Source organism: Nonomuraea sp. NPDC050643 (genome assembly GCF_040654715.1).
Taxonomy (GTDB): Bacteria; Actinomycetota; Actinomycetes; order Streptosporangiales; family Streptosporangiaceae; genus Nonomuraea.
This window is the reverse complement of record NZ_JBFAIM010000096.1, coordinates 36,984-49,249: the sequence shown is the minus strand read 5'-3', so window position 1 is coordinate 49,249 and position 12,266 is coordinate 36,984. Positions and strand designations below refer to the sequence as shown.

The 12,266-nt window shown below is 70.6% G+C and carries 9 protein-coding genes; 2 read left to right on the top strand and 7 right to left on the bottom strand.

Features of this window, described 5'->3' with window-relative positions:
- Positions 1 to 154 precede the first annotated feature (154 nt).
- From AB0I15_RS61265 to AB0I15_RS61240, 6 genes are read right to left on the bottom strand one after another with little or no spacing between them, the layout of a single operon-like run.
- On the bottom strand, positions 155 to 3,043 hold the full coding sequence (locus AB0I15_RS61265) for a CBM35 domain-containing protein (protein ID WP_358118643.1): 2,889 nt from the start codon (positions 3,041 to 3,043) through the stop codon (positions 155 to 157).
- A 29-nt stretch (positions 3,044 to 3,072) separates the two neighbouring features.
- Positions 3,073 to 4,308: an extracellular solute-binding protein gene (locus AB0I15_RS61260; RefSeq protein WP_358118641.1), complete on the bottom strand. Its 1,236-nt coding sequence runs from the start codon at positions 4,306 to 4,308 to the stop codon at positions 3,073 to 3,075.
- On the bottom strand, positions 4,305 to 5,126 hold the full coding sequence (locus AB0I15_RS61255; RefSeq protein ID WP_358118639.1) for a carbohydrate ABC transporter permease: 822 nt from the start codon (positions 5,124 to 5,126) through the stop codon (positions 4,305 to 4,307). Before AB0I15_RS61255 ends, AB0I15_RS61260 begins: the two co-directional genes overlap by 4 nt.
- Positions 5,123 to 6,052, bottom strand: a complete 930-nt coding sequence (locus AB0I15_RS61250) for a sugar ABC transporter permease (protein WP_358118637.1) — start codon at positions 6,050 to 6,052, stop codon at positions 5,123 to 5,125. The genes AB0I15_RS61255 and AB0I15_RS61250 overlap by 4 nt, the downstream gene beginning before the upstream one ends.
- Positions 6,046 to 7,038 (bottom strand): Gfo/Idh/MocA family oxidoreductase, encoded by a 993-nt coding sequence (locus AB0I15_RS61245; protein WP_358118636.1) that lies wholly within the window; start codon positions 7,036 to 7,038, stop codon positions 6,046 to 6,048. The genes AB0I15_RS61250 and AB0I15_RS61245 overlap by 7 nt, the downstream gene beginning before the upstream one ends.
- Positions 7,035 to 7,769 (bottom strand): ThuA domain-containing protein, encoded by a 735-nt coding sequence (locus tag AB0I15_RS61240; protein WP_358118634.1) that lies wholly within the window; start codon positions 7,767 to 7,769, stop codon positions 7,035 to 7,037. Before AB0I15_RS61240 ends, AB0I15_RS61245 begins: the two co-directional genes overlap by 4 nt.
- A gap of 225 nt (positions 7,770 to 7,994) precedes the next feature.
- On the opposite strand from AB0I15_RS61240, the gene AB0I15_RS61235 reads away from it, so the two are divergent.
- Both AB0I15_RS61235 and AB0I15_RS61230 read left to right on the top strand, forming a co-directional pair.
- Positions 7,995 to 10,115 (top strand): alpha-galactosidase, encoded by a 2,121-nt coding sequence (locus tag AB0I15_RS61235; protein ID WP_358118632.1) that lies wholly within the window; start codon positions 7,995 to 7,997, stop codon positions 10,113 to 10,115.
- Between the two features lie 145 nt (positions 10,116 to 10,260).
- A complete protein-coding gene (locus tag AB0I15_RS61230) occupies positions 10,261 to 11,463 on the top strand; it encodes an ROK family transcriptional regulator (protein ID WP_358118631.1) in 1,203 nt (400 codons plus the stop codon).
- 12 nt (positions 11,464 to 11,475) lie between these two features.
- Here AB0I15_RS61230 and AB0I15_RS61225 read toward each other — a convergent pair whose 3' ends face one another.
- Positions 11,476 to 12,210, bottom strand: a complete 735-nt coding sequence (locus AB0I15_RS61225; protein ID WP_358118629.1) for a hypothetical protein — start codon at positions 12,208 to 12,210, stop codon at positions 11,476 to 11,478.
- Between the last annotated feature and the right edge of the window lie 56 nt (positions 12,211 to 12,266).

Here is a 12,266-nt window from a genome sequence, read left to right as displayed (position 1 = left end):
CACCGACCCGTGGAACGAGCCCTTCCAGTCGACCAAGCAGGCCGCCTCCGCCTTCAAGCCGTACGTGCTGGCCGCCTGGCTGCAGGCCGGCTACTGCTCAACGCCGGCGCTCTGGGTCAAGGCCATGCGGACGGCCGGCGACCGTTGAGCCGTCTCATCCGAGGGAGATGCGATCGAGGTCGGGTGCCATGGCCGTGTCGTTGTGGAACTTGACGGTGTTGGCACCGGCCCGCAGCGTGACGGGGACGCTGACCAGGTAGGGGGTGTTGTTGCCCACGCCGCTCACCTTCACCTCGATCGGCGTCCCGCCGTTGACGCTCACCGAGTACGTCCGGCTGCTGTTGACGGTGAAGTCGATGTACAGCGTGTACGTCCGCGTCTCCGGCACCGTGACGTCCTCGAACAGCACGTACGCGTCCGGCACGCTGCCCTGGTCCGGCCCGCCGCCGATGTTGCGCACCTTCTGCCCGCCCGAGCAGGCCGCGCAGGAGGTGATGCCCGCTTCGCCGATCTTGTTACGGGAGTCCTCGGCCTCCCGCATGAACACCCGGTCGGCCGGACGCGGCCGCACCCCCAGCAGGCTCGTGGCGGTGTTCGGGCGGCCGAGCGACCGGAAGGTGGCCGTGATCGGGATGTCGGTCGCGGTCACGTCTCCGGGCGGCGAGGTGAGCGTCCACGAGCCCGTCAGCGTCTGCCCGAGCCGTACGGAGGCGGCCGTGATCGTTTCGCCCTGGACGGTCCAGCCCGCCGGTACGACCGGCGCGAGGGCGACCTGGTCGAGCACGTCGTCGCTGTCCAGGCGCAGTTTCGCCGAGACCCGGAGACTCTGCTGCCCGGGGGCGGCCCACTGCAGGCCCGAGGGATCGACGGTCAGGGTGGTCTTGGGGACGTATGAGGCGGGCGGCATCGGAGCGACGGCGATGCGGTCCACCCCCGCCGTCCCCGCGCTGGACAGCGTGATCGTGTTGGCGCCCGCGTTCAGGGGGACGGGCAAGGCGGTGGAGGAGGGGACGCCCTGGTTGCCGCCCGGCACCCGCACCTGAATCGGGGCCGCGCCGTTGACGGTGACCGACAGCGTCGCCGGCGAGGCGGAGGTGTGGTCGATCTGCAGGCGGTACTCACCCGCCGCCGGGACCGTCACGTCGCGGTAGGTGAGCGTGCCGTGCCGGAGCCCGGTCACCTGGGCGCCGCCCGAGCAGGCGAGGCAATCCTCGACGCGGGCCTGGCCCGTCCGCTGCTGCCGCTCGGCCTCGAGCGGCAGGTCGTCGCGCGAGCTCGGGTAGGAGTGCGCGACCTGGATCTCGTCGATCTGGAGCCGGCGGTGGAAGCGCGGCGCCTGCGGCCCCGCCCAGGTGTCGAGCACCTCCAGCTTCACGTAGCGGGCACGCTGCTCACCCAGGTCGAGAACCTGCATGCCGCGCGCGCTGCGCATCGCGCCGGCCCGCACCGGCGTGCCCCACCGACGGCCGTCGTCGCTGACGTAGACGCGGTAGTCCTTGATCCGGGCGGAGTCCTCGGGCCGCCCGAAAGTCACCCTGGCGTAGGTGGGTGACCATTCGCGCTGGTTGACCGCCAGGTACGCGACCTTCTTCCGCTTGCCGAGGTCCAGAGTCAGCGACACCGGCAGCCGGCCGTCGGAGTCCCAGGAGGTCTCGAAGCTCCCGTCCACGAGCGCGGCGGCCGGCTGCCCGGCCTTCTCGGCGGACGCGGTGGCCTTGAGCCCGGTGGCGAAGCCCTGACGGCCGGCCGTCTCGACCTTGAACACCGTGTCGTGCTCGTCCCACCGCGTGATGCCGAGAACGCTCAGATGGCCGCCGGACTGGGTGAACCGCAGCCGCTCGCCCGTACGCAGGTCGCTCACCTTCGTGACGCGGTAGCCGTTGTCGCGCAGCCGTACCTGGTCGGTGCTGGGCCTGGTGAGCACGTGGACGTACTGGACCCGGCCGCCGTCGTCCCGCCGGACGGTGATCACGCCGTGGGCTCCGTCGTTCCAGGAGCCGGGCTGCAGGCCGCCGTACATGTAGCCGCCGCCCTCGGTGGCCTGCAGCGACTCCTTGATCGGCGGGACCCACGTGGACATGAACGCGTTGAACGCCTCCTGCCGTGGCGGGAACCGGCCGTTGACCATCGGGGTCTCGGCCATCAGCGACTTCATCGAGGAGCCGGCGTTGGCGATGTAGCGGCCGATGGACAGGCGGGCGTCGACGGGGTGGTCGCCGCCGTCGTACCACCAGTCGCCGGTGGTGGGCAGCTTGTAGTCGGCCTCGACCAGGCGCGGCATCGGGGTCCACGCTGCCTGCGGGTAGTCGTAGGCCGGGGTCATGCCGGTCTTCTGCTCGTTGCTGACCGTGTCCATGATCGGGCTGTCGGTGTTGTTGTTGCTCAGCAGCCAGGACGGCCGGAGCTCGCGGACCTTCTCGTACAGGCCGTTCTGCTGCCAGTACTCGTTCTCGTTGTCGATCCAGAACCCCGCCAGCTCCGGATATTTCTCCATGGCCTCCAGGAACAGGTCATAGCTGTACATGCCGAAGCCGGGGCGGGTGGTCAGATCGACCTGACGGCCCTTGTACGCCGAGTACGCGGCCGAGTCGAGCATCTCGACGCCCTGCGAGTCATGCCATTGAGGGTCGTCGGTCATGTAGAGCATGATCCGTACGTTCTTCGCCTTCCCGGCCTGCACCAGCTCGCCGAGGAAGTCGCGACGGGTGGCGCAGCTCCCCGGAACCGCGGAGGGCCAAGGCCGCGCGTAGCCCAGCGCGCTGTGGAAGGTGGCCAGGACGATGTACGAGGCGCCGAGGGCACGAGTCTGGTCGATCCAGTAGTCGGCGTTCCAGCCGCCCTCGGTGACGTCGCGCTCCCACGACGCGCAGTCCGTGTGCCGGGGCGCGGTGAACATGCCCCAGTGCAGGAACAGGCCCGCGGTGGAGTCGCGTAACCACTGCTGGCGGGGGTGGACGACGTCGGCCCGGGCCGGCACGGCGGTCAGCAGACCGGCGATCATCGCGAGGATGAGGGTCAGGACGGGGGTGGCACGCGGACGCATGCGGATCGCTCCCTCGAAGATGTCGGGCACTACTTGGCCACGCGCTGGACGGCGGCGACGGCGGTGGTGGCGGCGTCGCGCGGCGTGGACTGCCCGGCGAGCACGGCGCTCCACGCCTCGGCCACCGGCTTGCGCATCTGCGTGAGCTCGGTGCCGAAGCCCGGCAGCAGGTACGGCACGCCGTTCTTCAGGGCCTTGTTGAACTGGTCGTAGATCGGGTCCTGCATGCCCTTGGTGTCGGCCAGGTCCTTGCGCACCGGCATGCTGCCCGCCTCCAGCGCGGCGAGCTCGCCGTCCTTGCTGAGGAACATGGTGGCGATGGCGTCGAAGGCGGCCTTCTTGTCCTTGGTGAACGCGCTCATGTGGACGTTGTCGCCGAACTGGTAGACCTTGGCCGGCGCGGTCGCGTCGGGCACGGGCACCACGCCGTACGTGAACGACGCGGTCTTCTTGGCGTTGCCGTACTGCCAGTTGCCGCCGACCGCGAAGGCCATGCCGCCGGCGGTGAACTTCTGGAAGGCGACGTCGGGGGTCCAGGTGGCGGCGTCCCTGGGCACGTAGCCCTTCTCGGCCCAGCCGCCGACCAGCTTGAACGCGTTCTCCAGCGCGGCGGCGTCGGGCTTGGCGTAGTCGAAGCCGTACGCGCTGATGAAGGAGAAGGCGTTGACGTCCTGATCGCCCTGGCCGGCCAGGCCGATGCCGACGTACTTGGTGCCGATCTTGGCGAGGGCGGCGTCCAGCTCGTCCATCGTGGTGGGCGGCGCGATGCCCAGCTCGTCCAGGATCGTCTTGTTGTACCAGAGGGCGGTCGTGTTGTTGAAGCCCTGCACGCCGTACACCTTGCCGTCCTGCTTGATGACGTTGGCGTCGGGGATCTGGGACTTGTCCTTGAACGCGTCGAACTGGGCGGTGAAGTCGGCGATCGCGCCCGCCTTGATGAGCTGCAGCAGGTCGGCGCCGCCCTGGACGAAGACGTCGGGGCCCTGCTTGGTGGCGGCCGAGGCGACGACCTTCTGGGTGAGCTGCTCGGCGGGCACGTAGACGCTGTTCAGCGGCTTGGGCAGGGCGGCCTTGGCGTAGGTGTCGCCGAGGTCCTTGGTGAACTTCGCGGTGGCGGGGATGCCCTGCGCGTAGTAGTGCCAGAAGGTGACCTGGCCGGCGTTGCCGGCGCCGCCGGAGCCGGAGGTTCCGCACGCGGAGAGGGCGACGAGGGCCGCCGCGGCGGCGACTCTGTGGACGATGCTGCCGAGTCGTGGAGAGATCAACGGACGCTTCCCATCGTGATACCGCCGACCAGCAGCCGCTGCCCGAACAGGTAGATCAGTACGGTCGGGACCGAGACCAGGACGGAGACCGCCATGAGGCCCGGCCAGTTCACCCCGTAGGAGGACATTTGCTGCGCGAGCAGCGCGCTGACCGGGTATTGGCCCGGGTCATTGAGAAAAGTGATCGCGTACAGGAACTCGCCCCACGCGCCGATGAAGGTGAGGGTCGCCACGGTGGCGATCCCGTTGCGGGTGATCGGGAGCACGATCTTCACGAACCGCTGCCACCTGCTCGCGCCGTCGCTGGCGGCGGCCTCCTCGATGGCGATCGGCACCCCGGCGAAGAACGGCCGCAGCAGCAGCATGCTGAACGGCAGGTTGGTCGCGGCGATCGCGATCGCCACGCCGTACAGGTTGCCGGTCAGCCCCCACTGGGCCAGCAGCCGGTTCAGCGGGATGAGGGTCGAGGTGGCCGGCACCATCTGCAGGACGATCAGCAGGGCCAGCCCCCCGGTGACCACGGCGCCGTTGAGCCGGGCCAGGCCGTACGAGGTGGGCACGGCGATGACGAGCACGATGACCGTGGTGGACACGGCGATGATCACCGAGTTGAGCGCCGAGGTGGCGAAGCCGCCGTTCCACACGTCGATGTACGCCTGTGGCGTCGGCGTGAAGAACACGGCCGCCGAACCGGCGAACACGTCCTTGAGGCTCTTGAACGAGGTGGCGAGCAGCCAGTACAGCGGCAGCGCGTAGATCGCCAGCAGGGCCACGCAGCCGAGCACGGTGACCGTGGTGTTGCGCCTGGAGTCGCTCATGACTGCTCCCTCCGGTTCATCCGCAGGTAGACGGCGCTCAGGAGGAGCACGATGACCAGCGACAACGTCGCGGTGAACGAGCCCTGGCCGAACTCGTAGAACTTGAACGCCTGCTGGTAGCCGAGGTAGGGCAGCGTGGTCGTGGCGGTGCCGGGCCCGCCGCTGGTCATCACGAAGATGAGGTCGAACGAGCGGAAGGCGTTGATCACGACGAGCACGCCGAGGATGGAGATGACGGGGCGCAGCAGTGGCAGCACGATGTACCTGGTCGCCCGCCAGCCGGCCGCGCCGTCGAGCTCGGCGGCCTCCAGCACGTCCTTCGGCACGTCGAGCAGCGCCGCGCGCAGCACGAGTGCGCAGAACGGCACCACCATCCAGGCGTTGACCAGCCCGAGCACGACGATCGCGAGGGTGCCGTTGGCGAGCCAGGGGACCGGCTGCTGGATCACGTGCAGCCAGAGCAGCACGGAGTTGACCGGCCCGCCCGACTCCAGGAGAAATTTCCACAGATTCCCGGCGACCACCGCCGGCAGCGTCCAGACGAACACCATCACGCCCAGCGTCACGCCGCTCAGCCGGGTACGCGGGCGCAGCATCAGCGCGGCGGCGAACCCGCCGGCCAGCCCGACGACGAGCACGATCACGACGATGGCCAGCGTCTGCAGCACCACGTGACCGAACGACGGGTCGCCGATCACCCGCCACATGTTGTCGAGCCCGTTGAACGGCCGCTCGCCCAGCAGGTTCTCGGCGGTCACATCGGAGAACGCCGTGCGGAACAGGTCGATGAGCGGATAGACCGACAGCACCGCGAGATAGACGGCTCCCGGCAGCAGGAACAGCATCGTCCTGCGACCGAACAGCGTGCTGCCGCCGCCCTGCCGCCGTCTGCGCGCCGCGACCCGGTCGGCCACGGCCGTCACCATCGTTCGACCCTCGTCCGTTCCCCGGTGTGCGCCGAGGTCAGCGCGGCCTCCAGCATCGCGACGCTGTGCGCGTTGTCGGCGGCCGGCGAGGTCGGCACGCCGGTGCCCTCGACCGCGTCGATGAACGCCCGCAGCACGCCGGCCCGCTCGAACAGCGGCAGTTCGGGCACCTCGACCGCGGTCGTGTGCCCCGCCGCGTCGGTGATCGACACGGCCCGGTGGTCGTCGGGCGCGGCGCCCCACCTGATGAGCCCGTCGTCGCCGGAGATCCGCCACACCCCGGGCCACGGCGTCTGGGCGTCGATCCCCTGGCTCGACAGCACGTAGTCGACCGTGGGCCCGCCGTCCAGTTCGACGATGAGGCTCGCTCCGGGCGTGCGGTCCTGGGCCGTGCGGATCGGCGTCACCGGTACGCACGTGATCGCCGCCCCGTCCCGGCCGAACAGGTAGCGCATCAGGTCGAAGTGGTGGATGGCCAGCTCGACCAGGGCGTTGGAGTCCTTGACGCCCTGGTGGTCGCGGTGCCATTCGAGCGAGACCCGGCGAATCGTCCCGACGGCCCGCCGCGCGAGCAGGTCGCGGACGACCGGTGCGCCGGGGAAGAGGCGGTAGTTCTGGTCGATGCCGAAGACCAGGCCGCGTTCGGCGGCGAGGCCGGCGAGCTCCCGGGCGGTGGCCGTGTCCAGCGCGAACGGCTTCTCCAGCAGCAGATGCGCGCCGGCCTCCAGCACCTGCCGGGCGACGGCCGCGTGCGCGCCGATCGCGACCGGCGCGATGGCGGCCACGGCTCCGGTCGCCTCCAGCGCCTCCCGCACGGTGGCGAACACGGTGCCCGGGTCGGCGCCGGTCCTGGCGGCGAACGCCGCACGCGCGTCGGGGGAGGCGTCCACCCAGCCGGTGACCCGGGCGTCGGCGAGCCGGGGAAGGATGTTGGCGGCCCAGTCGATGCCCCACGGGCCGAGGCCGATCTGGATGAGGTCGGTCATGCCTGGGCCCACCAGTTCATCGGCGACTCGCCCTGTCCGGTGGGCTTCGGCTGGGGTCGCGTGGGCGGCGCCGCCCACTGGACGGCGTTGGCGAGCACGCGTCTGATCTCGGGCTGGAAGTAGATCGGGGACTCTTCGTGGCCAGGGGCGAAGAAGAAGATCCGGCCGCGGCCCCGGTGGAAGGCGCAGCCGCTGCGCAGCACCTCGCCGCCCTGGTAGGAGCTGATGAAGACGAGCTCGTCGGGGGCGGGGATGTCGAGGGGTTCGCCGTACATCTCGCCCGCGGGGATGACCACCGGGTTGGGGACGCCGCGGACGATCTCGTGGCCCGGCAGGATCGTCCAGAGCAGCTCGCTGTCGCCGTGACGCCAGCCGGTCATCGCGCCGGACGTGCCGAGCAGGGCCTTGGCGATCTTCGATCCGATGGCGGAGTGCAGGATGAGCAGGCCCATGCCGTCGAGCACGCGTTGCCTGACCCGCTCGACCACCTCATCGTCGACCTCGTCGTCCTTGAGGTGGCTCCACCAGAGCAGGACGTCGGTGTCGTCCAGGACGGCCGGGCCGAGACCGTGGCCGGGCTCCTCCTGGAGCGCGACGCGCACGTGGGCTTCGGGGCCGAGGTGTTCGATCAGCGCCTGTCTGAGCACGACGTGCAGTCCGTCGGGATAGACCGACGAGACGCTGGGATAGGTCTTCTCCTCGTAGAACTCGTTCCACACGGTCACGTTCATGCGTTCTGGCACCCATCCGCCGAGCCGATACATCGGATGTATCCTAGGAAACCTTGCCTACTTATGCAAGGTCTCTACATAATAGGATAAGGTGCTTCCGACGACAATGGTTGACACGTTAACAGGGCATACCCGGACAACCTGATGGTCTCCGGGATGGGTAGGTTTCTCACATGGCGATGATCTCTCTTTGAGACATCCGATGACATCGCGAGAAAGGTCAGGATGACGAAGTCCTCCGACGCCGGGCGGCGCGTCGTTCAACTGCGATCCGCCGGCGTCGCCTTGATCCTGGACCTCCGGTCCGCGGGGCTGCCCACCGTCGTCCACTGGGGCGCCGACCCGGGCCCCTGCGGCCAGGCCGAACTCGACGCCATGGCCGAGGCCGCCGTCCCGCCGCACACCCTCAACCTCATCGACGCCCCGGTGTCGCACTCGGTGCTGCCGGAGAGCCACACCGGCTGGTTCGGCATCCCCGGGCTGTCCGGCTCCCGGGGCGGTGACGCGTGGGCTCCCCGTTTCACCGTGAGCACCGCCGTTCAGGAAGGGCGGCGGCTCACCGTCGAGGCCACCGATTCGAGCACCCGGCTCGGGCTGCGGCTCACCATCGAGCTGACCGGCAGCGGGCTGGTCCGGCTGCGCACCGCCGTACGGAATGACGGGGACGACGACTATCGGGTCGACGCGGTGTCGGCCGTGTTGCCGGTGCCCGACCGGGCCGGGGAGTTGCTGGACCTGGCCGGGCGCTGGTCGCGGGAGCGGCAGCCGCAGCGGGGGCCGTTCAACGTGGGTGTGCACCTGCGCGAAGGGCGGCGGGGCCGGACCGGGGCGGACGCGGCGACCGTGGTGGTGGCCGGTGTCCCGGGGTTCGGGTTCCGGTCGGGGGAGGTGTGGGCGGTGCACACGGCCTGGAGCGGCAACCATCGCACCTGGGCCGAGCGTACGGGGGAGGGCTTCAGGACACTGGGCGGCGGCGAATCGCTGCTGCCCGGGGAGATCACGTTGCGGCCGGGGGAGAGCCACGAGCCGCCCGAGCTGTTCTTCGGATGGGCGGACGGGCTCGACGAGCTGGCCTCCCGGTTTCACCGGCACCTTCGTGAGCGGCCGCACCATCCCAGGTCCGCCCGGCCGGTGAACCTCAACGTCTGGGAGGCCGTGTACTTCGACCACGACCTCGGCACCCTCCTCACGCTGGCCGAGCGGGGGGCCGCGATCGGCGTGGAGCGGTTCGTGCTCGACGACGGCTGGTTCCACCACAGGAACGGGCCCGATCGAGGGCTGGGCGACTGGTACGTGGACGAGCAGAGCTGGCCGGACGGGCTCCATCCGCTGGTCGACCGGGTCAAGAAGCTGGGCATGACGTTCGGGCTGTGGTTCGAGCCCGAAATGGTCAGCCCACGCTCGAAGCTCGCGGTCGCGCACCCGGAATGGATGATGCGGGCGCGGCCCCAGCTCCCGCCGGACTCCCGCTGGCAGCAGGTGCTCGACCTGGCCAATCCGGCGGCGTTCGACCACGTGCTCACGCGGATGTCCGCGGTCATCGCCGAGTACGGCGTCGGCTACCTCAAATGGGACCACAACCGCGACCTGATCGAGGCGCCCGGCGTCCACCGGCAGACGCTGGCCGCCTACCGGCTGATGGACGAGCTGCGCGCCGCGTTCCCCGGGCTGGAGATCGAGTCGTGCTCCTCCGGGGGCGCCCGCGTCGACCTGGGGGTCCTGGAGCACACCGACCGGGTGTGGGCCTCCGACTGCATCGACCCGCTCGAACGCCAGACCATCCAGCGCTGGACCAGCCAGCTCATCCCCCTCGAACTCATCGGCGGCCACGTCGCCTCCGCCGTCTCGCACACCACCGGCCGCCGGCACGACCTCGCCTTCCGGGCGATCACCTCGCTGTTCGCGCACTTCGGCCTGGAACTCGACCTGGCCAGGCTCGACGAGGCCGAGACCGCCGAGCTCGCCGAGTGGATCGCGATCTACAAGCGCTACCGGGAGCTGCTGCATTCCGGCACGCTGGTCCGCGACGAGCACCCGAGCACGGGCCGCTGGCTGACCGGTGCGGTGACGCCGGAGCTGGCCCTCTACTCGGTGACCGCGATGCGCCGCTCCGACGAGGAACCCGCGGGTCGGATGACCTTCCCCGGGCTCGACCCGGCCCGCCTCTACACGGTCCGGCTCATCGGCCCGAACCGGGACGACCTCGGCCACCGGCCCGGCTGGCTGGACTCGCCGGCCCGGTTCAGCGGCGCGACGCTCGGCGCGGTCGGCGTACGGCTGCCCGCCCTGCGCCCCGAGACCGCGATGCTCGTCGAGCTGTCGGCGCTTCCGGGCGGCGCGCCGTGACCGGCATGATCGATATCGCCTCGGCGCCCGCCGGCCGCGGCTACGCTGCTCGCCTGCCGGTTCGTCGCGGCGGGCCGCTCCCAGGCCATCGTCAGATCGGTGTCCGGCGTTCAAGCTGTAGGTAACGAAGCAGAAAGCGAAACGGATGACCTCGTTCACGGCTCGGTCGACGGCGCAGCTCAGCGGCGACACCTCCGTGGTCCGCACGCTCAACCTGCGGTCCGTGCTCCGCGTGCTGTACGACGGCGGCAGCCACACGATCACCGCCATCGCGGCCGCGGCCAGGATCTCCCGCCCGACCGCGAGCCAGGCGATCACCGACCTTCTCGACGCGGGCTGGATCCGCAGCTCCGACCAGACGGTCGACAAGAAGGACCGGGTGGGGCGCCCGGCGCAGCGCTTCGAGTTCCGGCCGGGCGCCGGCCACGTGCTCGGCGTCGACATCGGCGGCCACAAGGTGCTGGTGCTCGTCAGCGACCTGTCCGGGGAGATCGTCGCCGAACACCGGGAGACCCTCCGCCCGGCCTCCTCCCGAGCCAGGCGCCTGGCGATCATGAACCAGGCGATCACCGCGGCCCTGAACGCGGCAGGACTGTCCGCCGCCGGCATCTCGTGCGCGGCGATCGCCACGCCCGGCGTCGTCGGCCCCGACGGCAAGGTCGCGCACGCCCCGGCCATCCCCGACTGGGAAGGCGTCGACCTGGGCAAGCAGGTTCACGACCGGTTCGGCATCCCGACCCAGGTCTTCAACGACATGCGGATGGCCGCGCTGGCCGAGCACTGGAAGGGCGTGGCCCGCGACGCCTCCGACGTGGTGTACGTCCACGTCGGCCGCCGCATGGGCACCGGCCTGCTGGTCGCGGGCAGGCCGCACGCCGGCGGGCACGGCGCCGCGGCCGAGATCGGCCTCTGGCGCGGCCTGCCGTGGGCGCACGCCTACGAACGGCTGCTGGAGCTGGCGCCCAGGGCCCTGGCCGGGCGCAGCGAGGACCAGGGCGACGCGATCCAGGCCATCTTCGACGCGGCCAAGGCGGGCGACGCGGCCGCCCAGGCGGGCATCGACGGGTTCGCCGACCTGCTCGTGCAGGGCCTGGCGCCGGTCATGGTGACGATCGACCCCGAGCTGGTGATCATCGGGGGCGGCCTCTCCGCCGCCGGCGAGGCCATCCGCGAGCCCGTACGCGTCCGCGTCGAACGCGAGACGGCCTTCCCGCCGGCGGTCGTCTGCTCGGTCATGGGCGACCACTCGTCCGCGATCGGAGCCGTACGCAGCGCCCTCGACGTCGCCGAGGAACGCCTGTTCACCGACCTCACCCCCACCTCGAAACCGGCCACCGCCCAAGCCTGAGATCGTGCCGCCTCAGGGCGGCCGGTCAGGGGCGGCCGTCAGGCCGTAGTAGACGCGCGGGGCGCCGTCCAGCCGGACCTTGACCTTGCCGTCACGGGCGGTGAGCCGCCGCTCCACGCCGAGGCGGTCGAGCTCCCTCACCGAACTTCCGGCGGCGGCCAGCTTCAGCTCCGTCTTGGTCGGCCAGCCGTCCACCCACGGTTCCGGCGCGGCGAACCAGGTGGAGCCCGGCGCGTGGTCGGTGTCGAGCAGGTAGCCGTCCTTCCTGCTCCACAGGATCGAGACGGGCCCTTCCGGCGTGCTGAACAGCAGCCCTTTCAGGTCGGGGTCGGCCGGGTCGGCCATCTGCGGCTTGCCGAGGACGCTGTCGTGCAGTTGGTACCAGTTCACGCAGCGCACCCCCTCGGCCTTGGCCAGCGCCAGGGTGAGCAGGACGTTCTCGGCGGCCCGCCGGTAGGTGTCGTGCCACCAGATGTTCGGCTTCGTGCAGGCGTAGGCCTCGGTCGGCCACAGCTCCTTGTGCCCGTACTCCGCGATCATCTCGCGGGCCTTGCGCAGGCCGCCCAGGAAGTTCCCGTAGGAGCCGTTGTCGCCTTGCGTCCATTCCTCGGGCGGCGGCGCGTAGTCCGGCGTGAAGTTGCCCCTGCCCGGGTGGAAGGCGAACCCGTCGATGAGGTCCCAGCCGCCGGCGGCGTGGACGTTCTCCGTCCAGACGTGGTCGATGCCGGCCAGGCCGGCGTTGAGCACCTTGGTGGGCGCTCCCGCGGCGGTCTGAGCAGGGCTCCTGCGAGTCCGACGAGATC

Coding starts and splice junctions, on each gene's coding strand:
- AB0I15_RS61265 (WP_358118643.1), bottom strand. CDS start 3,043: ATGCGTCCGCGTGCCACCCCCGTCCTGACCCTCATCCTCGCGATGATC.
- AB0I15_RS61255 (WP_358118639.1), bottom strand. CDS start 5,126: ATGAGCGACTCCAGGCGCAACACCACGGTCACCGTGCTCGGCTGCGTG.
- AB0I15_RS61250 (WP_358118637.1), bottom strand. CDS start 6,052: ATGGTGACGGCCGTGGCCGACCGGGTCGCGGCGCGCAGACGGCGGCAG.
- AB0I15_RS61245 (WP_358118636.1), bottom strand. CDS start 7,038: ATGACCGACCTCATCCAGATCGGCCTCGGCCCGTGGGGCATCGACTGG.
- AB0I15_RS61240 (WP_358118634.1), bottom strand. CDS start 7,769: ATGAACGTGACCGTGTGGAACGAGTTCTACGAGGAGAAGACCTATCCC.
- AB0I15_RS61235 (WP_358118632.1), top strand. CDS start 7,995: ATGACGAAGTCCTCCGACGCCGGGCGGCGCGTCGTTCAACTGCGATCC.
- AB0I15_RS61230 (WP_358118631.1), top strand. CDS start 10,261: ATGACCTCGTTCACGGCTCGGTCGACGGCGCAGCTCAGCGGCGACACC.